Source organism: Qipengyuania citrea (assembly GCF_024171405.1).
GTDB lineage: Bacteria > Pseudomonadota > Alphaproteobacteria > Sphingomonadales > Sphingomonadaceae > Qipengyuania > Qipengyuania profunda.
Genome location: NZ_JALJZT010000002.1, coordinates 221110 through 248091, shown reverse-complemented (window position 1 = coordinate 248091; position 26982 = coordinate 221110). Strand labels below are relative to the sequence as shown.

The 26982-nt window shown below is 65.6% G+C and carries 23 protein-coding genes; 7 read left to right on the top strand and 16 right to left on the bottom strand.

Annotated elements, in window-relative coordinates; genetic code table 11:
* Positions 1–68: 68 nt before the first annotated feature.
* From J2S32_RS02055 to J2S32_RS02020, 8 genes are all read right to left on the bottom strand, one after another.
* Positions 69–1475 carry an NAD(P)H-dependent flavin oxidoreductase gene (locus J2S32_RS02055; RefSeq protein ID WP_253515495.1) on the bottom strand — a complete coding sequence of 469 codons (1407 nt, stop codon included), beginning with the start codon at positions 1473–1475 and terminating at the stop codon, positions 69–71.
* 5 nt (positions 1476–1480) lie between these two features.
* The gene (locus J2S32_RS02050) at positions 1481–2227 is read right to left on the bottom strand and encodes a class I SAM-dependent methyltransferase (RefSeq protein ID WP_253515494.1); all 747 of its coding nucleotides are present in this window, start codon (positions 2225–2227) and stop codon (positions 1481–1483) included.
* A 20-nt stretch (positions 2228–2247) separates the two neighbouring features.
* Complete coding sequence (locus tag J2S32_RS02045) at positions 2248–3078, bottom strand: caspase family protein (RefSeq protein ID WP_253515493.1); 831 nt, start codon at positions 3076–3078, stop codon at positions 2248–2250.
* Positions 3079–3095: 17 nt separating this feature from the next.
* Entirely contained in the window at positions 3096–4130 is a 1035-nt protein-coding gene (locus J2S32_RS02040; RefSeq protein WP_253515491.1) for a hypothetical protein, read from the bottom strand.
* A gap of 1 nt (position 4131) precedes the next feature.
* Positions 4132–5259: a peptide chain release factor 2 gene (gene prfB, locus J2S32_RS02035; protein ID WP_253515490.1), complete on the bottom strand. Its 1128-nt coding sequence runs from the start codon at positions 5257–5259 to the stop codon at positions 4132–4134.
* 77 nt (positions 5260–5336) lie between these two features.
* The gene (locus tag J2S32_RS02030) at positions 5337–5882 is read right to left on the bottom strand and encodes a peroxiredoxin (protein WP_253515489.1); all 546 of its coding nucleotides are present in this window, start codon (positions 5880–5882) and stop codon (positions 5337–5339) included.
* A gap of 43 nt (positions 5883–5925) precedes the next feature.
* The gene (locus tag J2S32_RS02025; RefSeq protein WP_253515488.1) at positions 5926–8424 is read right to left on the bottom strand and encodes a penicillin-binding protein 1A; all 2499 of its coding nucleotides are present in this window, start codon (positions 8422–8424) and stop codon (positions 5926–5928) included.
* 63 nt (positions 8425–8487) lie between these two features.
* The gene (locus J2S32_RS02020) at positions 8488–9351 is read right to left on the bottom strand and encodes an N-acetylmuramoyl-L-alanine amidase family protein (RefSeq protein ID WP_253515487.1); all 864 of its coding nucleotides are present in this window, start codon (positions 9349–9351) and stop codon (positions 8488–8490) included.
* A 449-nt stretch (positions 9352–9800) separates the two neighbouring features.
* On the opposite strand from J2S32_RS02020, the gene J2S32_RS02015 reads away from it, so the two are divergent.
* Positions 9801–12572 (top strand): Rne/Rng family ribonuclease, encoded by a 2772-nt coding sequence (locus J2S32_RS02015; protein ID WP_253515486.1) that lies wholly within the window; start codon positions 9801–9803, stop codon positions 12570–12572.
* Between the two features lie 39 nt (positions 12573–12611).
* Here J2S32_RS02015 and J2S32_RS02010 read toward each other — a convergent pair whose 3' ends face one another.
* Positions 12612–13241: a class I SAM-dependent methyltransferase gene (locus tag J2S32_RS02010; RefSeq protein ID WP_253515485.1), complete on the bottom strand. Its 630-nt coding sequence runs from the start codon at positions 13239–13241 to the stop codon at positions 12612–12614.
* 106 nt (positions 13242–13347) lie between these two features.
* On the opposite strand from J2S32_RS02010, the gene J2S32_RS02005 reads away from it, so the two are divergent.
* The gene (locus J2S32_RS02005) at positions 13348–14418 is read left to right on the top strand and encodes a phosphoribosylglycinamide synthetase (protein ID WP_253515483.1); all 1071 of its coding nucleotides are present in this window, start codon (positions 13348–13350) and stop codon (positions 14416–14418) included.
* A 6-nt stretch (positions 14419–14424) separates the two neighbouring features.
* The gene (locus J2S32_RS02000) at positions 14425–15603 is read left to right on the top strand and encodes a sugar-transfer associated ATP-grasp domain-containing protein (RefSeq protein WP_253515481.1); all 1179 of its coding nucleotides are present in this window, start codon (positions 14425–14427) and stop codon (positions 15601–15603) included.
* Between the two features lie 5 nt (positions 15604–15608).
* Here the strand turns inward: J2S32_RS02000 and J2S32_RS01995 are convergent, their stop codons facing one another.
* Positions 15609–16334 carry an SDR family NAD(P)-dependent oxidoreductase gene (locus tag J2S32_RS01995; RefSeq protein WP_253515479.1) on the bottom strand — a complete coding sequence of 242 codons (726 nt, stop codon included), beginning with the start codon at positions 16332–16334 and terminating at the stop codon, positions 15609–15611.
* Positions 16335–16547: 213 nt separating this feature from the next.
* Between J2S32_RS01995 and J2S32_RS01990 the strand changes: the two genes are divergently transcribed.
* The 4 genes from J2S32_RS01990 (at position 16548) to J2S32_RS01975 (ending at position 19708) form a co-directional block, all read left to right on the top strand.
* On the top strand, positions 16548–17330 hold the full coding sequence (locus tag J2S32_RS01990; protein WP_301298487.1) for a succinate dehydrogenase iron-sulfur subunit: 783 nt from the start codon (positions 16548–16550) through the stop codon (positions 17328–17330).
* A complete protein-coding gene (locus J2S32_RS01985) occupies positions 17330–17797 on the top strand; it encodes a PaaI family thioesterase (protein ID WP_253515477.1) in 468 nt (155 codons plus the stop codon). The genes J2S32_RS01990 and J2S32_RS01985 overlap by 1 nt, the downstream gene beginning before the upstream one ends.
* On the top strand, positions 17794–18906 hold the full coding sequence (zapE, locus tag J2S32_RS01980) for a cell division protein ZapE (RefSeq protein ID WP_253515475.1): 1113 nt from the start codon (positions 17794–17796) through the stop codon (positions 18904–18906). Before J2S32_RS01985 ends, zapE begins: the two co-directional genes overlap by 4 nt.
* Before the next feature lie 103 nt (positions 18907–19009).
* Positions 19010–19708 (top strand): pirin family protein, encoded by a 699-nt coding sequence (locus J2S32_RS01975; protein ID WP_253515473.1) that lies wholly within the window; start codon positions 19010–19012, stop codon positions 19706–19708.
* Here J2S32_RS01975 and J2S32_RS01970 read toward each other — a convergent pair.
* Genes J2S32_RS01970 through J2S32_RS01945 form a run of 6 tightly spaced genes read right to left on the bottom strand, consistent with a single transcriptional unit; the run spans position 19705 to position 26975 of the window.
* Positions 19705–21603, bottom strand: coding sequence for an XrtA/PEP-CTERM system amidotransferase (locus tag J2S32_RS01970; RefSeq protein ID WP_253515472.1), 1899 nt, complete (start codon positions 21601–21603; stop codon positions 19705–19707). The genes J2S32_RS01975 and J2S32_RS01970 overlap by 4 nt on opposite strands.
* Positions 21604–21615: 12 nt before the next feature.
* Positions 21616–22599, bottom strand: a complete 984-nt coding sequence (gene xrtA / locus J2S32_RS01965; RefSeq protein ID WP_253515471.1) for an exosortase A — start codon at positions 22597–22599, stop codon at positions 21616–21618.
* Positions 22589–23812, bottom strand: coding sequence for a TIGR03087 family PEP-CTERM/XrtA system glycosyltransferase (locus tag J2S32_RS01960; RefSeq protein ID WP_253515470.1), 1224 nt, complete (start codon positions 23810–23812; stop codon positions 22589–22591). The genes xrtA and J2S32_RS01960 overlap by 11 nt, the downstream gene beginning before the upstream one ends.
* Before the next feature lies 1 nt (position 23813).
* Entirely contained in the window at positions 23814–24875 is a 1062-nt protein-coding gene (locus J2S32_RS01955; RefSeq protein WP_253515469.1) for a FemAB family XrtA/PEP-CTERM system-associated protein, read from the bottom strand.
* Complete coding sequence (locus J2S32_RS01950) at positions 24872–25741, bottom strand: XrtA system polysaccharide deacetylase (protein ID WP_253515468.1); 870 nt, start codon at positions 25739–25741, stop codon at positions 24872–24874. The genes J2S32_RS01955 and J2S32_RS01950 overlap by 4 nt, the downstream gene beginning before the upstream one ends.
* 16 nt (positions 25742–25757) lie before the next feature.
* Positions 25758–26975: an XrtA/PEP-CTERM system-associated ATPase gene (locus J2S32_RS01945; protein ID WP_253515467.1), complete on the bottom strand. Its 1218-nt coding sequence runs from the start codon at positions 26973–26975 to the stop codon at positions 25758–25760.
* Positions 26976–26982 lie beyond the last annotated feature (7 nt).

Sequence of the window (26982 nt, the reverse complement as noted above, 5' to 3'; positions counted from 1 at the left end):
ATCTCTCGCCCCTAACCTCCCATCCCCCCGCACCGAATTCCGTCGCCCGAAGGGAAGCGCCCCTGCGCTCAATCCCCCGTCAAAATCCGCTCGACCAGTTCCTGCACCGTGGGGGTGTAGTTGTTCGAATAGAACGGGTCCTGCTTGAAGCGGTAGGCCGCGTGGCCGGCAAAGGCGAGGTTCTCGTCCGGGTCGCCGCCATGCGCGATGTCCTGCAGCGTTTTCTGGATGCAGAAGCTGCGCGGATCGGCGAGCCGCCCGGTGGTGTGGTTGTCGTGATCCTTCCAGCTCGAGAACTGGCAATGCGACAGGCAGCCCATGCAGGCCTGCTGGTCGGCGCGGATTTGCTCGGCGCTTTCGGGCGTGGCGAATACCACCGTATCGTCGGGGGTCTTGAGCGCTTCGGTAAAGCCCTCGTGCATCCAGGCCTGCGCCTTGCGCTGGTCGCCCGGGTGGACGAAGAAATATTTCGCCTTGCCGTGATCGGCCAGCGGGATCGTGCCCTCTTCCTCGTCGCGCTTGAAGATCGGGATCTGGCGTTCGCTGCGGTGCATCAGATCGTAGAGGAACGGCGTCTTCACCGCGCTCGAATAGAAGCCGGTGGGGCTGAACTTGTGCAGCAGCACATCGCCCGGCTCGACCGTGCGCAGCATGTCCTTCCACACATTGGGGATGGGGCTTTCCTGCGTCAGCAACGGGCGGGTGCCGAACTGGAACATGATCTTGCCCAGCTCGGGATTGTCGATCCAGTCGTTCCATTCGCGCAGGAACCACACGCCGCCCGCCATGACGATGGCGGTGTCTTCGGAGACGCCTTCCTTGCGCATCGTCTCGCGCAGCGCGGCAACGCGCGGATAGGGATCTTCGGGCTTGGTCGGGTCCTCGGCGTTGGACAGGCCGTTGTGCCCGCCCGCCAGCCAGGGGTCTTCATAGACCACTGCCGCCATCAGGTCGGGAACCTTGGAATAGCTGCGCTTCCACAGCGCACGGAACGCGCGCGCCGAGCTGACGATCGGCAGATAATGGACGTTATGCTTCGCCGCGATTTCTGCGAGCTTGTAGGGCATGCCCGCGCCGCAGGTAACGCCGGTGACAAGGCCGGGGCAGTTTTCAAGGATGCCTTCGAGGACCTGCTGCGCACCGCCCATTTCCCACAGCACGTTGATGTTGATCGCGCCCTTGCCGCCCGAGATTTCGTGCGCGCGCTTGACCTGTTCGGTGCCGCCCTCGATGCCGTAGCGGACCAATTGTTCGAAGCGTTCGACGCGGGTCGCCTGCGGGTAGATCTGCGGGATCGGGTTGCCGTCCTCGTCATAGCTGTCGGCATTGACCGCGCTGACAGTACCGATGCCGCCAGCAGCAGCCCAGGCGCCGGAGCTCATGTGATTGGTGGCGGAAACACCCTTGCCGCCTTCGACGAGCGGCCAGACTTCCTTGCCGCCGTAGCTGATCGGCTTGAGACCCTTGAAACTCATATATTCTACGCTTTCTCTTTTTTGGCGGGGTGCGAGGCCCCAGCGTCCATCGCGGCACGGTCGCCGCGGCAGCGCTCTATCTCTCCGGGAGCGGGCCTCGTAGCGGCTGCCTTGAACTGTGCATAGTACCCGGCCAGTTCGGGCGCGTCCTTGAACGCCACCAGTTCGTAACCGACCGCTTCGAATTCGCAGCTCAGCAGCAGCGGGTCGATCCCGTGCTGGTCGGTCGGCCGGTCGATATCGACGACGACCACCTGGCCGCCCTTGTCCAGCGCGGGCCACATCCGCCAGAGGAATTCATACGGGCTTTCGATCTCGTGGTACATATGGACCATGAAGATGCGGTCGAAGCTATTGTCCGGCAATTTGGGATCGCCGGTTTCGCCAAGCCGGATCGAGACGTTTTCGAGCCGCTGGCGCTCGATCCGCTGGCCAAGCCGGCTGAGCGCATCGCGATCGATATCCTGTGCGAGCACGCGCCCGCCCTCGCCCACGCGTTCCGCCAGGCGGACGGTGTAATAGCCATTGCCCGCGCCGATATCGGCAACGGTCATCCCAGGTTCGATCTCCGCGAGGTCCATCACCGTCTGCGCCTCGCCGCGGCTGTCGCGCTGGTCTTCGGTGGAAAACTGGTTCGAGCCGATTTCGGATACCGGGCGGTCGGGGGCGGGGAAACGCGCACCCGGTTCGGTCGGCGCGTCGCAGGCACCCAGCGCAAGCCCGAGCAGGGCGATGGCAGCAATCCGTGTCATGCAGCGCCTATGCCGTTCCGTCAGGGGATGGGCAATGCCCGCATGCCGCCGATGAACACGTCGAACGCCAGATCGCCCTGCCGCCAGGGCGATTGCCGGCCTTCGGTGCGCTCGTTCACTGCCACCGCGGTCTTGCGGACCAGCTCGTCGAGCGACTGGCGCCGCGGCAGCTGGCGGGCGAATTCCTTGGCGAAGGGGCTGCCCTTGCCCGGCGTGGCGCCATCTTCGGCGGTATTGCCCGGCTCGGTAGAGAAGAACACCAGCGCCGACAGCCCGCGCAGATTGCCGACCTGTGCCAGTCCCTTGTCGGCATAGACGATATCGTCGAGCGTGACCCGCGCCAGCCCGCGCTGCCCGCCCTCGACCTCGATCACCTGGAACGCGGCATCGTCCACCGCCTCGCTGACCGGATTGTTGCGGCAGGCATCGACCACGAACACTACCCCGCGCGCCTGCTTGGTCAGACGCTGGAGGATGGGATCGAGCCCGATCAGCGAATAGCCATCCGAAGCGAGGAAATAATTGGCTCCATCTATCTGGAAGCCATGGCCGGCGAAATACATCAGCGCGACATCGTCGCCGTTGAGCGAATTGGCGAACAGGTCGAAAGCTTCGTCCCATTCCCGCGCGTCGGGTTCCTCGACCAGAGCGACTTCGGCCACGGCGCTGCGTTTGAGCGCCGCCTCGATCATGCGCGCGTCGACGACCGGATTGGCCAGCTGCAAACCCGCCATGCGTGCCGACGAATAATCCGAAGCGACCACCAGTGCCTTGATCTCGGCATGCAGCGCAGTTGGCGCAAGCGCCGCCAGAAGTCCCAGCAAGGGCAGGAGAATACGACCCATAGACATGGCCCGAAGGTATCGGATCAGAGCCGCAGCGACAATCCGAGATTGACCCCGTGGCTGACCCGCGCATCGCTGAAATCCTGCACCCCGGTCAGCGGGAAGAACAGCACCGCGCGATAGCGCAGGTCGAGCGCGAGGTTCTCCGACAGGATGAACTGTGCGCCGACTGCGAAATCGGGTCCGATGCTGAACTCGCCCTCCTCGCGCCCGGCGATGCTGTCGCTGAACAGTCCCGAGGGGTCTTCGATGACGGTCAGCACATCGTAATCGGGACGATAGCTGGCCTGCAGCATGCCGTTGAAGAAGGCGACCGCATTGTCGCCGAACGGCACGAAGGCGGTCGCGCCGCCGCGCGCGCTGAAGGTCTGGATAGTGCCGTCCTGCCGCACGCCGGCGATCAGCGGCGGGACCGAAGGAATGACCGGCGGTGCCGGATCGCCCTCGATCGCAGCACGCGACAGCGCGATGACCGTGGGGATCGCGACGCTTTGCACGATCCGCAGGTCGCCGACGAAGGCAGTATCGAGCCGCTCGTAGCGAATACCGCCGAGCAGCGCGAAACTTTCGCTCTGCCGGCGCTGCCAGGTCAGTTCGATATCGATGCGGTCGGTGCTGCTGACCGTGTCGGCATCGAAATTGACGAGGTCGATGAATTCGGTGGCCCCCAGCGCCAGCGTACGCGACACAGTCGCCGACAGCGCGGCATCGCCCTCGCCGCTGCCATACATGGCGGTAAGCGTGAACCGGTCGCGATCGTCGCCGAAATTGACCATCGCGCCGATCATCGGATAGCCTACCTGGTCGGACAGGACGCCTTCGCCCTCGCTCACCGTGGTCAGCTGCGGTTCGACGCCGAAAGCGGTGCGCAGCACCGCGATATCCGCCGGGTCGAGCGCATCGCCTTCGTCCAGCCCGGGATCGATGCCCGATGTGCGCAGGTTCGAGTTGTCGAAATAATAGGACACGCGCGGGCCGATGACGACATCGGCGCGGGCCGGAGTTGCAGTTGCCGCGGCCAGTACCGCGAGACTGGCCAGGGCAAGCTGTTTGCGCATCCTATTCGGTATCCTCCACCTCGACCGTTTCGCCGGTCACGCGCTGGGCCAGCGCGGCGGAAATGAACGGGTCCAGCGCGCCGTCGAGCACGTCGTCAGGCGTAGGCGACTGCACGCCGGTACGCAAATCCTTCACCATCTGGTACGGCTGGAGGACATAGGAGCGGATCTGGTGGCCCCACCCGATCTCGCTCTTTTCCTGATATTCGCCCGAAGCGGCGGCCTCGCGTTCGGCCATCTCGCGTTCGAACAGACGCGCCTTGAGCATGTTCATCGCGGTTGCGCGGTTCTTGTGCTGGCTGCGGTCGTTCTGGCTCGCCACCACGATACCGGTCGGCTGGTGGGTGATCCGGACCGCGGAATCGGTCGTGTTGACGTGCTGCCCGCCCGCACCCGATGCCCGGTAGGTGTCGATCTTGAGATCGGACGGGTTGATCTCGATGTCGATATCGTCGTCGATCACCGGATAGACCCAGACCGAGCTGAAGCTGGTGTGACGTCGCGCCGAGCTGTCATAAGGGCTTATACGTACCAACCGATGGACGCCGCTCTCGGTCTTGGCATAGCCATAGGCGTTCTCGCCCTTGATCAGCAGCGTCGCGCTCTTGATCCCGGCCTGGTCGCCCGCGGCATATTCGACCGTCTCGACCTTGAACCCGCGCCGTTCGGCCCAGCGCGCATACATGCGCAGCAGCATCTCGGCCCAGTCCTGACTCTCGGTCCCGCCGGCACCGGCATTGATCTGCAGATAGGTATCGGCGCCATCCGCCTCGCCCGAGAGCAGCGCCTGCACCTTGTCGCGATCGGCGCGCTCGGCCAACCGGGACAGCGTGTCCAGTCCCTCGCGCTCGACCTCGGCATCGCCTTCGGCCTCGCCCATGTCGACGAATTCGACCGCGTCGCGCATCTCACTTTCGATTTCGCGCACGGTGTTGATCGCGGTTTCGAGCCGCTTCTGCTCCTGCGTGATCGCCTGCGCCTGCTTGGGATCGTCCCACAGGGTGGGGTCCTGTACGCGCGCGTCGAGTTCCTCGAGCCGGCGCAGCGCGCGGTCCCAGTCGAGCGACTGGCGGACCAGCGCCAGTGCGGCTTCGATCCGTTCGATATGGGCCTGCCCTTCGGCACGCATGGAACTCTCCTGAGAAAAGGTGTGCGGGCGCGCCGCCTAGCGCAGACGCGCGGCGCGGGAAAGGTGCTGCGGCGTGGTTACTTGCGCTTCAGCGAGCGCACCGCGGCCAGGCTGCGCGCGATATGTTCATTCGGCTTCAGATCCGAATAGACGAAGGCGATCGTTCCATCGGTATCGATCACATAGGTCGTGCGGTCGCTCCACCCGGCACGGGCGCCGCCCTTTGCGCCGAGCGAGACGTCATATTGCGCGATCAGCTCGGGCGTCGCCGCAGCGACGGGAAACTCGCCCGCACAATGCTTGGCGGAAAACTCGCGCAGCTGATCGGTATTGCCGCCGGTCATGCCGATGACCGTGGCCCCGGCCGCGCGGAACTCGTCGATAGCGGCGGCAAAGGCCTGCGCCTCGAGATTGCACCCCGAGGTAAAGGCCGCGGGGAAGAAATAGAGCACCACCGGGCCCTGCTTGAGCGACGTACGCAAATCGACGCGGATCGGTTTGCCCGCGAGCGCACCCTGCGCCGTGAACCCCGGCGCCTGCGCACCCCGGTCGAGCGCTGCAAGGACCGGTGTTGCAGTCAGGCCGAGCGCAGCGGCGGCGAACAGGGTGTGGAGCGTCTTCATGCGCCGCATCATGAACCGCACCGCCGCCGCTGCCAAGCCGCGATCAGTAGATTCCGCCCTGGTCCTCGACGAAGTCGTTGGGCTGGTCGCCGCGATCGTTCGCCGCCGCCTGCTGTGCCTCGAGGCGGCCGCGGCGGATCAGTTCGAGGATCTCGTTGCGCTTGGCGGCGATGGCGTCACTGCGCGTCGCGCGCGGCGGTTCGGTGTCGGGCTTGAAGGCTTCCCAGATGATCGTCGCGGTGGGTTCGTCCGACGGCGTTCCCTCGAACACGCGCTTGCCGCTGCGCCGGTCGATCTTGACCATCCGGACTCCCGGCGGGGCGACGAAGTCCTCCGCCGTCCAGCGATCCTTGGTCGCTTCGATGAAGCGCTTCATGATTGTCGCCGCGGTATTACCGCCCTGCACCCAGCCGCCAAGATTGCGCGGCTGGTCGAAGCCGACATACATGCCGGCGATGATTTCGGGCGAGCCGCCGACGAACCAGGCATTGGTCGGGCCGTTGGTGGTGCCGGTCTTGCCGAACAGCGGCAGGTCGAGGCTGCGCAGCCGGACCGCGGTACCGCGGGTGACCACGCCCTGCAGCATATGGACCATCTGGAACGCGGTGCGCGGGTCGAGCACCTGCTTGCCCGACACGTCGAAGCGCGGCATCGGCTGGCCGTCCCATTCTTCGAGGTTGCAGCCGGTACAATCGCGCGTGTCGGTGCGGAAGATGACCTTGCCATCGCGGTCCTGCACGTAATCGATCACCGATCCGGCATTCTGGCGGCCCCAATTGGCGAGTGCGGCATAGCCGTTGACCATCCGTGCCACGGTGGTGTCGCCTGCCCCCAGAGCGAAGGAATAATATGGTTCGTAGGACCCGATGCCCAGCCGGTCGATGGTCTGGATGACATTGTCCATCCCGGTATCGTCGGCGATATGGACGGTCATCAGATTGCGGCTCTGTTCGAGCCCCCAGCGCAGCGTGTGGATCCCGCCCCCGCCGCCACCGAAATTACGGAAACATTTCTCGCCCAGATTGGCACCCTGCCACACGCAGAAGGTCTGGTCGGGAACCTGCGTCGCGGGGGTCATCCCCTGGTCGAGCGCGGCGGCATAGACGAACGGTTTGATTGTCGAGCCCGGCTGGCGCAGGGCCTGCGTGGCGCGATTGAAACTGCCCAGGCGGCTGTCGAACCCGCCCTGCATGGCGAGGATGCGGCCCGTCTGCGGCGCTTCGGCGAGGAAGGCACCCGACACTTCGGGTACGCCGCGAATGGCATAGCCTGCGCCCGAACGCGCCGCCGCCACGACATCGCCGGGCTTGAGCGACGATGGGCCGCCCGACAGCGCGAATTCCTCGCCATCGCTGAAGCCGATCCGGCCCGGCGCGGTGACCACGCCCACGCGCCAGTCGCGGTAGTTGATCCCGATGTTGGAGGAAGCGAGCTGCGCGGTGAGATCGCCATTGTCCGGATTGAGCGTGGCGATCGGCCCGGTAAAGCCGCGATTGCCGTGATAGCTGATAAGCTGCGCGCGCAGCGCATCGCGCGCCGCCTCCTGGAGTTCGAGGTCGAGCGAGGTGCGCACCCACAGCCCGCCCGAATAGACGCTGTTGCGCCCGTCATCGGCGGTTTCGCCGAAGCGGTCGATCAGCTGGCGGCGCACTTCCTCGAGGAAATAGCCCGCATCGGCCGAGCGCGTGCCGCGCTGCTCGACCAGTCCTAGATCCATCCGCTTGGCTGCTTCGCCAGCGCTCGCAGTGATGAAGTCGTTAGCGACCATCTGGTCGAGCACGAAATTGCGCCGCGCGATGGCAAGGTCGTGATAGCGCTCGCGGCCATAGCGTTCGGGCGCCTTGGGCAGGATCGCGAGAAATGCGATCTGGTGCAGCTCGAGATCGCCGACATCCCTGTCGAAATAGGCGCGCGACGCCGCCTGCACGCCAAAGCTGCGCCGACCCAGTGGGATCTCGTTGAGATAGAGCTCGAGGATTTCCTCCTTGGTCAGCACGCTTTCGATGCGCGTGGCGAGGATCATTTCCTTGAGCTTGCGCGTGACCGAATATTCATCGCCCAGCAGCAGGTTCTTGGCGACTTGCTGGGTGATGGTCGAGCCGCCGACCGCGCGTTCGCCCGAACTGAACTTGGTTGCGTAATCGATCACCGCATTGGCCGTGCCGGTAACGTCGACGCCGCCATGGCTGAAGAAGGTCTTGTCCTCGGCCGAGAGGAAGGCTTCGACGAGCTGCTCGGGAAAATCCACATATTGCAGCTGCACGCGGCGTTCGCGGGCATAGGTATTGACGATCTCGCCATCGATCCCGCGCACCACGCTGGGCAGCGGGGTCTCGTATTCGAGCAGCGATTCGGCATCGGGCAGGTTGCGTCCGAGCGTCGCCCAGGCGAGCACGATCATCACCACTGCGAAACCGGTGACATAGCTCGCGAGCCGCAGCTTGCGGTTGCGCGACCAATTGTCGTCGAACCACGCGATCAGCCGCTTGGGATCGCGGCTGATGCGGTAACGGTAATATTGCAGGGCTGGCTGGTCGGGCATGGTGTCGGATGAGCCTCTAGCACGCCAATTTGGCAATTCGCCAGAAGGATTAGCGCCTCGCCGTCAGCTTTCTTGCTGGCGGGCGAAATAGATGCGGATCGCACGCGCCATCACCTCGGCAAAACGCGCGCGGCCTTCGGGCGAGGCGAGCCGCTGCGCATCGGCCTCGTTGGTGATGAACCCGCTTTCGAACAGGACCGAGGGCACATCGGGTGCACGCAGCACCTTGAGCGCGGCCGACCGGCGTGCCTGCGGATGGAACCGGATCGCATCCCCGCCCTCGCGGCGGATCAACCGCGCAAATTCGTCCGATTGCTCCTGCGTGCGCCGCTGCGACAATTCGACGAGAATCGTGTTCACCACATCGCTCCGCCCGCCGACATCGACGCCGTTGAGCCGGTCGGAAGCATTCTCGCGCTCGGCGAAGCGCGCGGCGGCCTCGCTCGAGGCCTGGTTCGACAGCGTATAGATGCTCGCCCCGGTGACCTCGGCGGCCTCGCCCGCGCTGTCGGCATGGATCGAGAGGAACAGGTCGGCATCGAGCCGCCGCGCGATCGCCACCCGCTCGGCATGAACCAGATAGCGATCATCCTCGCGGGTCATGGCAACGCGGACATTGCCTTCCTTCTCCAGCTCGGCGCGTAGCGCGCGGGCGAGGCCAAGGACGACTGTCTTTTCGCGGTAGCCCTGCCCCGATGCCCCGGGATCGTGTCCGCCATGACCGGCATCGATCACCACCAGAGGCAACCCCTCGCGGCCCGCCACATCGGGTAAGGCGCCCGGCGCATCCGCCGCGGGCAAGTCGACGCGCAGCACATAGGCGCGCCCGATCTCGGGCACGGGAATGCGCTGCGCTGTCGCCACCAGCGCGGCCACCACTGCCAGCGGCAGCAGGACCAGCAGGAGGATGTGCGTCCGGATCGACATGGCATGCATGGTTACGGCCTTGTTGTCAGATGACGCAATATGGTTGCCGTGTGAAACCCACGGTGCTAGCGACACCATATCGGTTTTCCGGTGCCTCCGATCGGCGCGAACAATCCGCGACGAAGAGGGTCATCGAAGAAAACCGTTAACTTTCAGACCGCAGCGTTCGTATCGTTCCGGTCCAATGCAATACAGGTTGATGCCGGACATGGCCCGTTACTCCCCGACATTGGCAGCACAGGCACCCGCCTTTGCCGCTGCGTCGGGCCGGACAGCGCAGACCCTGCGCGAGGCCAGTCCCGCAGTCACGAATACCCGGCCCCTCGCATATGCAGGACACGGCCGGTTCGCAAACACCGCGACGCCCCGACAGGGCCGCGGACTTTCCAACAGAATACGCCGCGCCCCAGCAGGATCACTCCTGCCCCGGCGCGGCTGGAGACATATCAATGGCAACGCGCATGCTTATCGATGCGCGCCACTCGGAAGAAACCCGGGTGGCGGTGCTCAAGGGCAACCGGATTGAAGAATTCGATTTCGAATCCGCCGACCACAAGCAAATCAAGGGCAATATCTACCTTGCCAAGGTAACCAGGGTCGAACCGTCGCTGCAGGCGGCGTTCGTGGATTTCGGCGGTAATCGCCACGGCTTCCTCGCCTTCAGCGAGATCCACCCCGATTATTACCAGATCCCCAAGGAAGACCGCGACGAACTGCTCGCTGCCGAGGCCGAAGCGGCCGAGGAAGAAGCCCGTCTGCGCGACGAGGAAGAAGACCGCGGCGAAATGCCCGGCGACGAGTACGACGCCGATGACGAAAGCTCCGGCGCCCTCGCCGAAGACCTCGCCGAAGACGGGCTCGAGGAAGTCGACACGTCCGACAAGGACGATGTCGCGACGATCGAGGAAGGTCATCTCGACCGCGACGACGACGATGATGACGATGGCGACGACGATTCCGACGAAGAGGAATCGGATGGCGACAATCGCCGCAAGGGCCGCAACCAGGGCCGTCGCGGCCGCGGTCGCCGCCAGGGCCAGGGCAAGGGCCGCACCCGCGCCAAGGAAGTCGACGAAGCACGCGCCAAGCGCATGGCGCTGCGTCGCCGCTACAAGATCCAGGACGTCATCCAGCGCCGCCAGGTGCTGCTCGTCCAGGTCGTCAAGGAAGAACGCGGCAACAAGGGCGCTGCGCTGACCAGCTATCTCAGCCTCGCCGGTCGTTACACCGTGCTGATGCCCAACAGCAGCCACGGCGGCGGCATTTCGCGCAAGATTTCCAGCGCGGCCGACCGCAAGCGGCTCAAGCAGGTCGTCAGCGACCTCACCCTGCCGCGCACCATGGGGCTGATCGTCCGCACCGCCGGGCTCAGCCGCACCAAGACCGAAATCAAGCGCGATTTCGATTACCTCGCCCGCCTGTGGGACGAGATCCGCGAACGCACGCTGGATTCGAGCGCACCCGCGCTGATCCATTCGGACAGCGACCTGATCAAGCGCGCGATCCGCGACATCTACAATCGCGACATCGAGGAAGTCGTGGTCGAGGGCGAAGAAGGCTACAAGCTGGCCAAGCAGTTCATGAAACTGCTGATGCCCAGCCATGCCCGCCGGGTGAAGCAGTATTCGGACCCCGTGCCGCTGTTCCAGCGCTACGGCGCCGAAGACCAGCTCAAGGCGATGTACGATCCGGTCGTCCAGCTCAAATCGGGTGGCTATCTGGTCATCAACCCGACCGAGGCACTGGTGTCGATCGACATCAACTCGGGCCGCTCCACCAAGGAGCACAATATCGAGCAGACCGCGCTGCACACCAATCTCGAAGCCGCGCGCGAGATCGCCCGCCAGTTGCGCCTGCGCGACATGGCCGGTCTCGTGGTGATCGACTTCATCGACCAGGAGCACCACTCCAACACGCGCAAGGTCGAAAAGGCGATGAAGGACGCGCTCAAGACCGACCGCGCGCGCATCCAGGTCGGCCGCATCTCGAGCTTCGGCCTGATGGAAATGAGCCGCCAGCGCCTGCGCACCGGCGTGCTCGAAGCGACCACCCGCGAATGTCCGCATTGCGACGGTACCGGCCTGGTGCGCACCGCGTCGAGCGCGGGCCTGTCGGCGCTGCGCCAGATCGAGGACGAAGCCGCCAAGGGCAAGGGCTCGACCATCCGCCTGGCAGCCAGCACCGAAGCCGCAGTCTATCTGCTCAACGAAAAGCGCGCCGATCTCATGGAGATCGAACAGCGTTATCATGTGACCGTCGAAGTCGTGCCCGAAGGCGAGGACGAAGGCGCGAAGATGTCGGTCTCCAGCCATGGGCCCAAGCCCAAGGATGCGCCGCGTTTCGACACCATCGTCGATGACGAGGACGATGAAGAAATCCTCGACGAGAACGACGACGACAGCGAACGCGACGACAGCAATGGCGGCGAGGACGACGATCGTCCGCGCAAGAAGCGCCGCCGCCGCCGGGGCGGTCGCGGACGCAACAAGGGTCGCCAGCATTCCGACGATGACGATCGCGACGATTCGGATGACGACGACAATGGCGATGACAGCGACGACGACACGGACACGGACACGGATACCGACGCCGATAGCGAAAGCGACGACGGCGATGACCGGCCGAAGAAGCGCCGCCGCCGGGGTGGTCGCCGCCGGGGTGGCCGTGGTCGCGGCCGGACCTCGGACGAGGTAACGTCCGAAGACGCCGAGAAACTCGAAGGGGTTTCGGACGCGGTGGTCGAGGACATGGCCGTGGTCGCGGGTCCCGAGGATTCGCCAGAAACCGCCGAGGCTGCTGCCGAGACGGAAGAAAAGCCCAAGCCGCGCAAGCGTGCCCCGCGCAAGAAGAAGACCGATGCCGAAGCTGAAGCCGCACCCGCTACCGACGCACCGGTAGAGGCGGACGCCGAGGCCGAAGCCAAGCCCGCGCCCAAGAAGCGCGCACCGCGCAAGAAAAAGGCCGAGACCGAAGCCGCTGCCGCTGCACCGGCAGAGGGTGAAACCGAAGCCAAGCCCGCGCCCAAGAAGCGCGCGCCGCGCAAGAAGAAGGCCGAGACCGAAGCTGCTCCCGCAGCGCCGGTCGAAGCCGCACCCGCACCCGCTGCCCAGCCTGCTCCCGAGCCGGCGGCACCCAAAGCGGTAACCGAAGACAGCGCGGCATCGGCCGAACCCGCCAAGCCCAAGCGCGGCTGGTGGCAGCGCACCTTCGGCGACGAATAGCAAGCCCAGGGGGCCGGCGGGTCTTGCACTCGCCGGCCCTCAGGCCTTGCGCGCCACACCCCATTCCATCCAGCCCAGTACCTTGGGCGCTTGCTTGAGATAGGCCTGGCCGAGCGGTTCGACCGCAAAGCCCGCACGGCGCAGCGATGCGCCCACCGGCCGCGTCAGATGGCACCCGCCGGCCAGCGGTTTCCACAGCGGCTCCAGACGGTCCTGCCACTGCGCGACGCCCGCATCGGGCGCACGGCCATGTTCGAGAAACAGCAGTTGTCCGCGCGGGGCCAGTATCCGGCGCAGTTCCGACAGCACTTTGTCCGGATCGTCGACCGAACACAGCGTATAGGTGCACACCACCGTATCGAACGAGCCCGAGGGAAAAGGAATATCCTCGCCCACGCCCGCACGGATATCGGTCTCCCACCCCTTCGCCCGCGCACGTTCGCGCGCGCCGGCGAGCAGCTTTTCATGCGGATCGATCCCGGCAAAAGAGGTGATCTTGTCGCTGTCGTAAAGCGCCTGGTTGAGCCCGCCTCCGCAGCCGAGTTCGAACACGCGGCCCTCGGCAAGCGGGATCAGCTGGCGGCGGCGTTTCTCGATACCGTCCTGCCCGCAGGCTGCCGTGATCAACCGCGGCATTACGTGACGATCGTACCAGGCCCTTAGCCCCATCGCGCTCTCCTTGACCGGCGCTCGCCAAGGAAAGCTATCCGTTTTCGGATTTGCGACAAGCACAAAATTCGTGACCCTGTCATGGGCCACAGGTAAAGGCGCGCGCATGAGTCACACGATCGACCTGTTCACGATACCCGCCGCCGACAAGGATCGGCTGCGCGTCCTGTTCCTTGCCAAGCATGCCACCGCCGGCGGCCAGCTGCATGGCGAAGACGGCAATCATGCGGTCTATCACCACGAAGTGCTCGACACCTTGCGCGCGATCGGTCTCGACGTGACCCCGGCGAGCGATTTTACCGCCTTGTTCGAAAAGACCGATTTCGATTACGTCTTCACCCTGCTCAACCGCGCGGGATATCCGATGAGCGAGATGCTCGGCCCGCTGTTGGCGCAGCGCATCGGCCTGCCCGCGCTCGGCGCCTCGCCCATTCTGCGCGGCCTGTCGGACGACAAGCATCTGATGAAGACCGTGGCGGTCGCGCGCGGCGTACCCGTCGCCCCCTGGCTGATCGCGCGGCGGGGGTGCATGCACATTCCCTATCCCGACTTCGCTTTCGAACGGCTGGTGGTCAAACCCAACGCCTCATCCGCCAGTTGGGGCGTCACCATGCCGACCAATTGGGACGATGCGAAACGCGACATCGCAAAGCTCCACGAGGAAGGCCACGACGTGATCGTCGAACGCTATGAGGGCGCCTATGACGTGGTGGTCCCCGTGCTGGGCGGAGCCGAGCCGATCCTGCTGTCGACAATGCGCTTCGAAATGCCGGGCGATGAGGGCAATTTCCGCTCCTACGAGGAAAAGCGTGGGCTGTCCGAAGGTCCGAAGGAACGGCTGGTCGCGATGAAGAACCCGGTCATGACGCGCAAGATCCGCGAATATACGCGGGCCATGCTGCCCGAACTGTGGCCGTTCGACTACGGGCGCTTCGAGTTCCGCTATACCCCGACGACCGGCGAAGTGCTGTTCATGGAAGTTAATCTGTCGTGCAACCTGTGGTCGAAGAAGACCGTCTCGGGCGCGGCGCAACTGGCCGGGCTGACGCATGCCCAGCTGATCGAGCATATCGCGGCCTACAGCATGGACCGGCAGGGAGTGATCACGGCAGAACGGGTGCCGTTCGACCTAGCGATGATGCCCGAGGATGTCGGCGGCGAAACCATCGAAGTCTGACCCGCCATGCACCCCGCCGAACTCGCCTATTACGCCAAGAAGGCGTTCGCGCTGTTCCCCGGCGGGGCCGAAGCCGCCAGCGCCCCGGCCTTCGCTGCGCATTACGAGCGCCGCCGCCGCAGCCGGTCACCGGCGCGTACAATGCTCGACCGGGGCATTGCGCGGGGCTTTGCTGCATGGCTGCCATCACGAACCTTCGCTGTCGCGCGCAAGTACGGCATGGATGCGCAGTGGGAACGGCAGGCGCTGGCAATCGCGCGCGAACGTTTCGTCGATCCCAATGACATCGCGCTGTTCCGGATCGAGCGGCCCGAGGAGCTCGATCACTATATCCGGCGGTTCGAGGATGCGGGCTTCAACAAGATCATCAACTCGCAGGGATGGAGCCGCGCCTGCGTGCTGGTCGACAAGGCGGCGTTCTATCGCCGCTGCGCCGCGCACGGCCTGCCCCATCCCGCCGTGCACGCGGTCTACGATCGCGGATTGCGCGATTTTCGCCCCGCCCGCGGACACCCGCTGATTGCCAAGCCCACGCACGGCGAAGGCGGCCGCGGTGTCGCGCTGCTCCCCCATGCCGTGTCCGATATCACCGACCAGGCCGCCTTCGCCCAGGCGATCGCGCCCTATGTCGATGACCGGCAAGTGTGGGTGATCCAGCGCGCACTGGGCAACCACGCAGCGCTGGCGGACTATGCGATGGATGCGCTGGCGACTGCGCGGCTCACCACGATGCGTAATGAGACGGGAGAACCCGAACTGGTCAGCACCGTGCTTCGCGTGCCTTCGCTGCGCGGCCCGGTGATCGATAACATGAAGGCGGGCGGGCTGATCATGCCGGTCGATTTCGAAACCGGGCGCGCGGGTACCGCCTGCAAGGGCTATGGTGGCGGCGATTACGAATGCCATCCGGTCAGCGGCGCGGCCTTTGGCGATCTGCAGCTGCCCGATTGGGAAAAGACCGTGGCGCTCGCCTGCCGCGCGCATGCCGCGGCGTTCCCCGAATATACGCTTATCGGCTGGGATATCGCGTTCACGCCCGACGGGCCGATGGTGGTCGAAGGCAATGCCAAGCCCGGGGTGCTGATGCCGCAGCGCAGCGGCCGCAAGGGTCTGGCGGGCCAGCGCTATGGAGAACTGCTCGCCTTCAATCTCGAGCGTGCCGAAACCGGGCGGGCGGGCGCGTAGGCCGCCTAGGCCGGAACGGCTTCGCCCTTCCAGTCGAACACGCCGCCGCTGTCCACCACCGTCAGCCCGTCGATGACATTCAGCAGGTTGTCCGCCGCATCGGCGGGCCGGGTCAGCTGGCCCGCGGGCAGATTGGCCTGGAAGGGTTCGGACAGCGCCGAATCCACCGTGCCCGGATGCAGGCCTGCCACGATCGCCTGCTTGTGCGTCCGGCCCAGCTCGATCGCAAAATTCTTGCGCAGCATGTTGAGCGCAGCCTTGCTGGCACGGTAGCTGTGCCAACCGCCCAGGCGATTGTCGCCGATCGACCCCACCCGCGCCGATAGCGTCGCGAAGACGCTGCGGCGGTCGCGCGGCAACAGGGGCAGCACATGCTTGGCCACCAACGCGGGGCCGATGGTGTTGAGCCGGAACACCTCTTCCATCGCCGCGCCGTCGATCTGCTTGTAACTGCGTTCGGGGCCCGAGCCATCGGCCAGTGTCAGCACACCACTGGCGACCACCACCAGATCGGGCGGCGCCTCGGCCATCGCGGCAGCGGCCGCGGCGATCGAGGCTTCGTCGGACAGATCGAAGCGAAAGGCGCGCAGCGAGGGGTCTGCTGCCGTGCCCGAACGGCTTCCCGCCCATACCTCGACACCGCGCTCCGCCAGCCTTGTCGCCAGCGCGCCGCCGATACCGCCGCTGGCGCCGAAGATCGCGGCGCGCCGAAAGGGCTTTCCTACATTCATCCTACCGCTCTAGACCTCCGATAACGCCCCGTGGTGCCCCCGAATTCACCCGATTACCGGGCTTTTGGCGCAAGAAGCTGTTTTTGCCCTGAACCGTGTAACACCCGGTCCATGTTGTAGGACACCCGTTGCAGGAAATGCGTCACACATGGCCTTGCGCCAAGCGCCCGAACCGCTAGATGGGTTGCGCAAAGAAACAGGACTGACAGCGTAATGGCGACCTTCACCCTTCCCAAGAATTCGAAGATCACCGGCAAGAGCCGCGCCCATACGGCGACCGGCGGTACGCGCATCCGCAAGTTCAAGGTCTACCGCTACGATCCCGACAGCGGCGAAAACCCGCGCTACGACACCTTCGAGCTCGACCTCGACGAATGCGGCCCGATGGTGCTCGACGCATTGTTCAAGATCAAGAACGAGATCGACCCGACGCTGACCTTCCGCCGTTCGTGCCGCGAAGGTATCTGCGGTTCGTGCTCGATGAACCTCAACGGCAAGAACGGTCTCGCCTGCACCACCGCGATCGAGGATCTCAAGGGCGAGATTCGCATCACCCCGCTGCCGAGCATGGACGTGATCAAGGATCTCGTGCCCGACTTCACGCATTTCTATGCGCAATACGCCAGCATCCGTCCCTGGCTGCAGACCGTCTCGACCACGCCCAGCGGCAAGGAACGGCTGCAGTCGCCGGAACAGCGCGAGAAGCTCGACGGGCTCTACGAGTGCATCCTGTGCGCCTGCTGCTCGACCGCCTGCCCCAGCTACTGGTGGAATTCGGACAAGTTCCTCGGCCCGGCGATCCTGCTGCAGGCCTATCGCTGGCTGGCCGACAGCCGCGACGAGATGACCGGTGAACGGCTCGACCAGCTGGAGGACCCCTTCCGCCTCTATCGCTGCCACACGATCATGAACTGCGCGAATGTCTGCCCCAAGGGCCTCAGCCCCGCCAAGGCAATCGCCGAAACCAAGAAAATGATCGCCGAACGCGCGATCTGATGGCCCTGCGCGACGAGGTGTTCGACCATGGCCCCGACCCGGAAAACCCGGGCTGGCGCCACTGGAACCTGAAGGACGAAACGCTGTTCAACGGCGCGGTGATGGGCAAGCTCATCACCCGGGTGGACGATGACGGCAAGGCGCGGCTGCGCATGTTCCCCGAACGGCGCCACCTGAACCTGCAGGGCATCATCCACGGCGCGGTGACGCTGTCGCTGATCGACATTTCGCTGTTCACCACCATGCACAATATCGGCAGCGGCAATGCGGGCCCGTCGGTGACGGTCGAGCTATCGACCCAGTTCGTGGGCGGCGGCAAGCCCGACATGCCGCTCGACGCGGTGTGCGAGATCGTCCGCGAGACGGGCAGCATGGTGTTCGTGCGCGGCACGGTGGTCCAGGAAGACCACGCGGTCGCCAGCTTCTCGGGCATCGTCAAGAAGATCAAGCCCCGCGCCGCCGCGTGACCGGAATGCTAGCCCGCTACGAGCGGCTCGTCTCGGCGGGCGAATTGCAGGCCGATCCCGACCAGCGCCGCGCCGCACAGCGGCTCGACCGACTGCAGAAGGACCTCGAGGCGGAGAGTTCGGGCGGGCTGCTCGCACAGCTGTTCAAGCCGAAGAAGGCGCGGCCCGAGGGCGTCTACATGTGGGGCGGCGTCGGGCGCGGCAAGTCGATGCTGATGGACCTGTTCGTCGAGACGCTGGGGATCGCCGAGAAACGCCGCGCGCATTTCCACGAGTTCATGCTCGAGGTCGACCGGCGCATGCGCGAGCGGCGAACCAGCGATCCCGGCGATCCAACCGGCAAGGTCGCACGCGATATCGCCGCCGATGTGCGCTGTCTCGCCTTCGACGAGATGGTGGTGAACAACACCGCCGATGCGGCGATCATGGCACGGCTGTTCACCGCGCTGATCCGCGACGAGGGCGTGACCGTGGTCACCACCAGCAACCGCCCGCCGCGCGATCTCTACAAGGACGGGATCAACCGCTCGCTCTTCCTGCCCTTCATCGATCTTGTCGAAGACGAAATGGACGTGCTGCCGCTCAACGGTCCGACCGATTACCGGCTCGACCGGCTGGGCGATATCGAGACGTGGCACGCCCCGCTGGGCGACGAGGCGACCGCGCAGGTGCGCGAGGCCTTTTTCCGCCTCACCGATTACGCGCCCGAGGATGCCGAACACGTTCCCAGCGCCGAACTGGACCTGGGCGGCGGGCGGACGATCCACGTGCCCAAGAGCCTCAAGGGTGTCGGCGTGTTCAGCTTCAAGCGGTTGTGCGGCGAGAACCGCGGGGCGGCGGACTATCTCGCGATCGCGCATGCCTATCATACCGTGATCGTGGTCGGTGTCCCCGCGATGTCGCCCGACAACCGCAACGAGGCGATCCGCTTCACCAAGCTGGTCGATGCACTGTACGAGAACAATGTGAAGCTCTTCGTCGCGGCGGCGGCCGAACCGGAAAACCTCTACACCGCCGGCGATGGTGCGTTCGAGTTCGAGCGCACGGTCAGCCGCCTCAAGGAAATGCAGAGCGCGGATTACATGGCGCGGGGTCACGGCGCCGACTAGCCGGGCCGCGAGGCAGTTACATCGGTGTTTCTTGACGGCTTTCGCGCCGCCCCCACATCACCCGCATACCGGCGTCAACACCCCGCCGATGTGAGACTGAACCATGATCGATATCCGACCCTTCGCCACGCTTGGCCATGCCGACCACGGCTGGCTCGACGCACGGCACCATTTCAGCTTCGCCAATTACCACGACCCCGACCGGATGGGTTGGGGCAGCATCCGCGTGTGGAACGACGACACGATCGCGGCGCAGAGCGGTTTCCCGCCGCACCCGCACCGCGACATGGAAATCGTCACCTTCGTGCGCAGCGGCGCGATTACGCACCGCGACAGTCTGGGCAATGAAGGCCGCACCGCCGCGGGCGACGTGCAGGTGATGAGCGCGGGCACCGGCATCACCCATGCCGAGATGAATCGCGAGGACGAGGCGACCACGCTGTTCCAGATATGGATCATTCCCGATCGGCAGGGTGAGCAGCCCGGCTGGGGCCAGCGCGAGTTTCCCAAGGCCACGCGCGAAGGCGGCTTCGAAGTGCTCGCCAGCGGCGATGCCGAAGCCGATGATGCGCTGCCGATCCGGACGGATGCGAAGGTCGCCGCGGCGACGCTGGCGAAAGGCCAGAGCGCGGTCTGGAACACCTCGGGCCAACGCCACCAGTATCTGGTTGCGCCAAAGGGCCGGGTCACGGTCAACGGGCACGAAGCGCAGCCGCGCGACGGGATCGCCGTGACGGGCGAGAGCGAAATCGTGGTCGAAGCGCTCGACGACGCCGAGATCGTCTTGGTCGACGCGCGCTAGGCGCTGGGCTTCAATTGCCGGAGCGATCGCTCCAGCATCAGCAATTGCCACAGCACCCGGCCATGGTCGCTGCGGCCGGAAATATGGTCGTCCGCGAGGCGTGACAGCGCCTTGCGGGCGAACCACCCGCTCCCGGTAAGCAGTTCGCTCGCGGCGACCGCCCTCGCCTCTCCCGCAAGCGGACCGCGGAACCACTCCGCCAGCGGGGTCACGAAGCCCTGTTTGCGGCGATAGAGGATGTCTTCGGGCAGATAGCGCTCCATCGTGTGCTTCATCAGCCATTTGCCGGTGGTGCCGCGCAGGCGCTGGCGCTGCGGCAAGCGGGCGCCGAATTCGATCAGCCGATGATCGAGCAGCGGCTCGCGCGCCTCGAGCCCGACCGCCATGCTGGTGCGGTCGGTCTTGGTCAGGATATCGCCGGGCAGCCAGAACTTGAGATCGGCATATTGCGCGCTGTCGAGACCGCTCCTTGCGGGCGCCTCGCGCATCAGCTTTTCAAGCGGCTGTTCGGCGCGATAGGTGCCACGCTGCCTCAGCAGGACCTCGCCATAAAGCGCCTGCCGCTGCTCGGGCGCGAGGATTGCCAACGCACGCGCATAGCCCGCCTCGCCGCTCTCGGCCAACGACAGCAGGGTCGTCTTCGCGCGCAGCGGGCGCGGCGCCCAGTCGGCCTTGGGCCAGACCCGCCCGAGCGCGCCGAACACCGGTTCGCGCAAGGCGCGCGGCAGGACCGAGCGCGCCTGTTCCTCGCGCGCATGGAACATCTGGCGGCGATAGCCGGCGAAAGCCTCGTCCGCGCCATCGCCCGACAGCGCCACGGTGACCTGCTCGCGCGCGAGTTCGCACACCCGCAAGGTGGGCAGCGCGCTGGCATCGGCGAACGGCTCGTCGAAAATCGCAGCAATCCGGTCTATCTCGCCGAACTGGTCGGACGAGACGATCCGCTCGTGGTGGTCGGTGCCGAACAGTTCGGCGACCTGCCGCGCATGGCGCGTCTCGTCGACGCTCGCGACATCGAAGCCGATCGAACAGCTGGTGACCGGTTGCGCGCTCGCCTCGCTCATCAGTGCGACGACCGAGGAACTGTCGACCCCGCCCGAAAGGAAGGCCCCGAGCGGTACATCGGCAACCATCCGGCTGGTCACGCCTTCGCGCATGAGATGGAGCAATTGCGCCGAGAGGTCCTGGGTCCGCCCCTTCTCGCGCGCGGCGAAATCGACATCCCACCATTGGCGTGGCGACCCCGGTTCGCGGCCATGTTCGAGCAGCAGGAAATGACCCGCGGGCAACTTTTCGACGCCCTTGAGGATTGCGCGGTGATCGGGGACATAACCCCAGGTCATGTAATCCTCGATCGCCAGCGGATCGACCTCGCGCCGCATCAGGGGGTTGGCGAGCAGCCCCTTCATTTCGCTGGCGAAGGCCAGCGCCCCGCCCTCGAGCCGCGCAAGGTAGAGCGGTTTCACCCCCAGCCGGTCGCGTGCGAGGAACAGCTGCCGCCGGTCGAGATCGTAGAGCGCGAAGGCGAACATGCCATCGAGCCGCGCGAGGCAGTCGGGGCCCCATCTCTGCCATGCGGCGAGGATCACTTCGGTATCGCCATGGGTGCGAAACTGCGCCCCGCCCTGTTCGAGCTCGCGGCGCAATTCGCGGTAATTGTAGATCTCGCCATTGAAGGAGATCACCGCGCGGCCATCGGCGGCGTGCATCGGCTGCGGCGAACCTTCGAGGTCGATGATCGACAGCCGGCGATGCCCGAGGCCCACACCCGGCGCGGTCCAAACGCCGCTGCCGTCGGGACCGCGATGGCCGAGCGCATCGGTCATCCGCTCGACCCGTCGGGGATCGACCGGTTTCACCGTCTCGTAATGGAAAATCCCCGCAATTCCGCACATATGCGAGCGTGCCTAGCCCAGCTGCGTGAGCACGGCAAAGCTTCCTGCGGCCAGCAGTATCGCACCAAGGACGAGAGCCGGGTTGCCAGCGCGGCCTTCCCAGCGCGCAACCAGCGGAAAGGCAGCGACTTCGTCGGCAGTCCAGCCTGCGTCTTCAGGCTCACGCTCGAACCAGCGCCATGCCGCGCCCAGGACCAGCGCGATGACGATCCCGAAGAACAGCCAGCCATAGACGAGATGGTCGAACCCGCCGGCAGCCTCTGCCCCAACATATTGCGCGAGGAAGATCGTGGCCCAGGCGCGGATGCCGTTGGCGATCACCGGGACAACGACGCAGGCCAGCAGGAACCACGCGCGCCTGTTCCAGCTGGTAAAACAGCTATGTGCGACCAGCAGGCCAAGCGCGAGCATGGCGATCAGAAATTTCACGCCGGCGCATTCCTCGGCGACGATAAACAGCCCTGCGGGGGTGTCGATATGGATGCCCTGCGCGACCATCTCGATCCCGCTCAGCCGCGTCAGCGCACTCGCGATCTGGGCAGTAATCATCTGCAACTGCGGGATGATCTCGCCCCCGACGGGGACCATGAGAAAGCCGTAGACGAGCGGAAAGGCGAGGATCAGGGCCGCCCGCAATCCGAACAGCGCGAGGACCGCGCCCTGCATGGCGACCACTGCGCCGCCTTGCCCGATCGTGTTGATGTCGAGGCTCCGCCCCACCAGCCAGAGGACGAGCCCGAAGACGAGCCACGCCAGCCCCGGCCACCATCCGGCTGCGCCGGCGCGCGCCAGTTCGTCGCGGCGGATCCAGACCAGCCAGGCGATGATCGGGGGGACAAGCAGGATATGGCTGTAAGTGTCGATATCCCACCACTGATGCGCCATCGCGCGCCATTCGGCGAAGGTCAGCGCGAACAGCGCCGCCCAGGCGATAGCGAGCATCACACCCGGAGCGCTACGCCCAGCGGTGCGCGGTAGTGGCAGGTCACGCTGCATCGATAGGCAACTCGGCGCCGCGGACCAGTTCGGCAAGCTCCGTTTCGACCTTGTCCCAGCTCATCCGCTCGAGGACGAACCGCCGCGCGGCTTCACCCATCGCGCGCGCGTGCAGCGGATCGGCAAGCAGGCGATCGATCGCAGCGAGCAATTGCTGCGGGTCGGGCGAGGAGATGATCAGATGCTCGCCATGGGCCGCGTCGATCCCGGTCGCCGCCCCGGGGGTCGCCACCACCGGGCACGCCATCGCCATCGCCTCGAGCACCTTGTTCTGCACCCCGCGCGCGATCAGCAGCGGCGCGACCACCAGATCGGCGGATTTGAGGAACGGTCGCACATCCTCTACCTCGCCCCAGACGCGCACTCCGTGCTCGCCATGGCGGTCCCGCAAGGCGCGCACCGGCGCGCGGCCGACGATATGGAAGCGCGCCCGCGCATGCGTCTTGCGCAAAGCAGGCATGACATGCGCGATCATCCACTCCGCAGCCGCGACATTGGGCGCATAATCCATCTGCCCGGTAAAGACGATCTGCGGCCCTTCGCCCTCGTCGAGGTCGGGATGCGAGCTCACGCGCCCCGGGTCGAAAAACTGCGCGTCGATGCCATTGCCCAGTGCATGCAGGCTGACCGCCTCGGGCCGGGTAAGCCGGGATCTGAACAGGTCCGCCTCGTTTTCGCTGATCAGCAAGGTGGCATCGGCGCGCGCGGCAAGCCGTTCTTCCTCGCGGGCGAGCAAGCGTCCTTCGCGGCGGTTGATCCATTTGCGCTGGCCGGCCTCGGCATAGGCGGCGAACTTGGCGCTATCGACATCGCACATGTCGAACACGACACGCCCGTCGAAGCTGTCGGGGATATATTGCCCCATCTGGCCTGAGAAAACGAAGATGGTGTCGATACGGTGGTTGCCCAGCGTCTTGGCGACATAGCGGTGCATCGCCTCGTCATCGAACGCGGTCAGGCTGACCGCCCTGCCCTTGAGCAGCGCCTCGACCCCGGCAAGGTGAAGCGGCTTGCTCCGCTCGATCAGCGCATGCGTGCGGGCCATTTCCACCAGCAGCGGCTTTTGCGCCATGTCCTGCACGGTTTCACCAAAGGTACCGACATGCACGGGGCCAAGCTTTGCCAGCCCAGCCAGCAGGTGATGCGAGCGGATCTTGTCGCCGCGATCGGGCGGAAAGGGCACGCGGTGTGCGAGGAACAGCACTTCGCCCATGTCAGCCGAGCCCCCGCGCAATCCACGGCCCGACGCGCGTAGCGACGGAAAGCGGCAGTTTCTTCCACAACGCGATGCTCGACGAATAGCCCTGGTCGGTCGGATCGATATTGCGCGCGGTCCTGCCCGGCGCGGTCCACGTCCAATAGGTCAGCGGTTCGGGTTCGAAGCCCTGCCATTTCTTGAACTTGTACGGCCCGGTGCCAATTTTCGAGCGACCGTAATCATAGCGCGTGCATCCGCGCGCGCGGCCATGGTCCATCAATTCGAAATAGCACCGTTCATTTGCCTTGAGTGCGCGTGCGGCGAACCCGCCCCCGCCCCAGAACGGCATGACCGCACCATCATGGTAGAGCGACAAGACGCTCGATACGGCCTGCCCGTCATGCAGCGCGGTGATGATGTCGGCATCCTCGCCGAAATGGTCGAGCACCGCTGCAAACAGCTGCCGCGGAAATACCGGCGTGCCGAGGTTGTGCACACTGGCGGCATAGCAGGGGTAGAAAGCCGCAAGATCGTTCGCGCTGCGTCCGGTGACAATTTCCAACGGCGACTGCAGAGATTTGCGGACCTCGGCGCGGGCCTTGCGCGGGATGGCGAGCAACTCGGCTTCGCGGTCAGTGGCCAGCGGACGCGAGAAATTTGCGTGCTTGCCGGTAATCGCCTGCCAGCCTTCGGGCGCGCTGCCGCCGCGGATTTCGACCGAGCTTACCGCGTGGCGCTGCGCCAGCTCTTCGGCCGCACGGCATAGCAGCAGCGAAGCGGTCTCGTTATCGGCCAGCGGGCCGCCCCCGACGCCAAAGGCACTGGACACGAGGGCGGAAGCAAACAGCGGCGAGCGTACCTCGGTCAGCGGCAGCCAACCTTCGAGCACACCTGCGCGTTCGGCGACCAGGCCAAGCGCGCGCTGGCCCGTCCCCTGCTCGATCGCAAGCAGCCAGGCCGGGCGGTGAAAGGGCGTCGCGCCGTGCTCCGCGACGAACGCCTCGATCCGGGCGGCTTCGGCCGGGACGTGCAGGTCGGCCTGGCGAATTGTGCCGCAATGGGCGGACTGGGGTTTCATGCTGCCCAATCGAGGCTGCGCGGCTTTTCCCGCGCCGCCAGCGCATCCATCCGGCCCCACGCGAAATCGCCGAGCAATCCGGTGAGCTTATCCGCCATTTTCGACAGATTGGTGTAATGCCGCAGCCGCGAACGCAGCGGTGCCCCCGCGACCCGCGGCTGGTTTGGATCGACTTCCCACGGGTGGAAATAGAACACCGCGGGCCGGCCATCGCGGTTCACCTGCCTGATTGCCCAGCGGCTGAACGCATAGGGAAGCACGCGGAAGAACCCGCCCCCGCCCGCAGCCAGCCGCCTGCCGCGCAGCAGCGCGGTCGTTACGGGGATTTCGATAAGGTCGCTGCCCGCTACCGGGTTGAACGCAAAGCGCGGTGCTTCGCGCCAGCCGTAATGGTCGTGAACCACCGGCGCGACAGAAGAGGAATAGGCATAGCCATGCTCGGCCAGCACTTCATGCGCCCAGGGGTTGCGCGCATCGATCGAGAAGCTCGGCGCGCGATAGCCGGTGACTGGCGCACCTCCGACATCCTCGAGGATGGCGCGCGCCTTGGCGAGATCGGCGGCGAATTCCTCGCGCATGAAGGTGAACACGCGGGTGTGGTCATAGCCGTGGCTGGCCAGCTCGTGCCCGCGATCGATGATGGCGCGAATGGCCGGCTTGTTACGCTCGGCCACCCAGCCCAGCGTGAAGAAGGTCGCCTTGACCCCCGCGGCATCGAACAGATCGAGAATGCGTGCGACATTGTCGCCCACACGCAATTCGAGCCCGTCCCAGTCCTCGCGCGCAATGGTGTTCTCGAACGCGCCCACCTGGAACCAGTCCTCGACATCGACCGAGAGGCCGTTGACGATCGTGTTATCGCTCAACGCGCTCTCCCCGATGTTACGCGGCAGCGCGCGAACCCTGCGATTCGAAATAGTCGATCATCATGGTCAGCACGTGGCGCAGCGAACGCTCCTGCTCGTCGAGACGCGCCTCGATCGACGCGAGCCGCTGGTCGACATCCGCGGGCAGATCGTCTGTCGCGCGCTCCTGGCTTAGCTTCTCGACCTCGCGGCGCAGCGCAGACATATGCTTGTCGCGCTCGGCGAAGGCCGCCTCGATGGCTTCGATCTGATGGTCGAGCAGGCCCTTGTCGGGCGCCCCGCCGGCTTCGGCGGGGGCCGCAACGGGCGCAGCAGGGAGTTCGTTGGATGCCTGCCGTGCCTCGTCCTTCGCGCGCGCAATCGCATCTGCCGCCGGACCTTCGCGATCGGGGCGCGGCTTGGCTGGCGCCTCGGCCGGAGCCGCGTCGCCGGTCATTTCCTCGACGACCGCTTCGAGCATGTCGACCTCGAGCACCGATTGCTCCTCGACTGCGCCAAGCAGCAGCAGGCGGGTCATCACCTGGTTGACCTTGCGCGGGATACCCCCGGTGGCCTTGTGCAGCTTGACCCAGATGCCGCCATCGATTTCCGGATTCTCGTTCCAGCCGACGCGCGACAGGCGGTGCATGACATAGGGTTCGATCTCGCCCGGCTGCATCGGTTCCAGATGATGCGCGGCGATCACGCGCTGGCGCAGCTGTTCGAGTTCGTCCGAATGCGCAAGCAACTGCTTGAATTCGGGCTGGCCTAGCAGCAGCGTTTGCAGCAGCGGATGCGACCCGAGCTGGAAGTTCGACAGCATCCGCAATTCTTCGAGCGCGCCGATCGACAGGTTCTGCGCCTCGTCGACGATCAGCAAGGTGCGGCGTCCGTTGCGCGCTTCCTCGTGCAGGAACAGCTCGATTGCCGCGAGATCGGCGGCCTTGTCGCCGCCGGTGACGTCGAGCCCGAAGCTGCGCGCGGCGACGTGGATCATCTCCTCGCCGTCGAGCGCGCTGGTGACCACTTCGCCCACGGTCATGCGATCATCGTCGAGCTTCTGCTTGAGATGCGCGACCAGCGTCGACTTGCCCGCACCGACTTCGCCGGTGATTACCACGAAGCCCTCGCCCTGGTTGAGGCCATAGCCGAGATAGCTCAGCGCCTTCTTGTGCGTGACGCTCTCGTAATAGAACGCCGGATCGGGCGTGAGCTGGAACGGCCGCTCGCTGAATCCATAATATTCTTCGTACATCGAACCG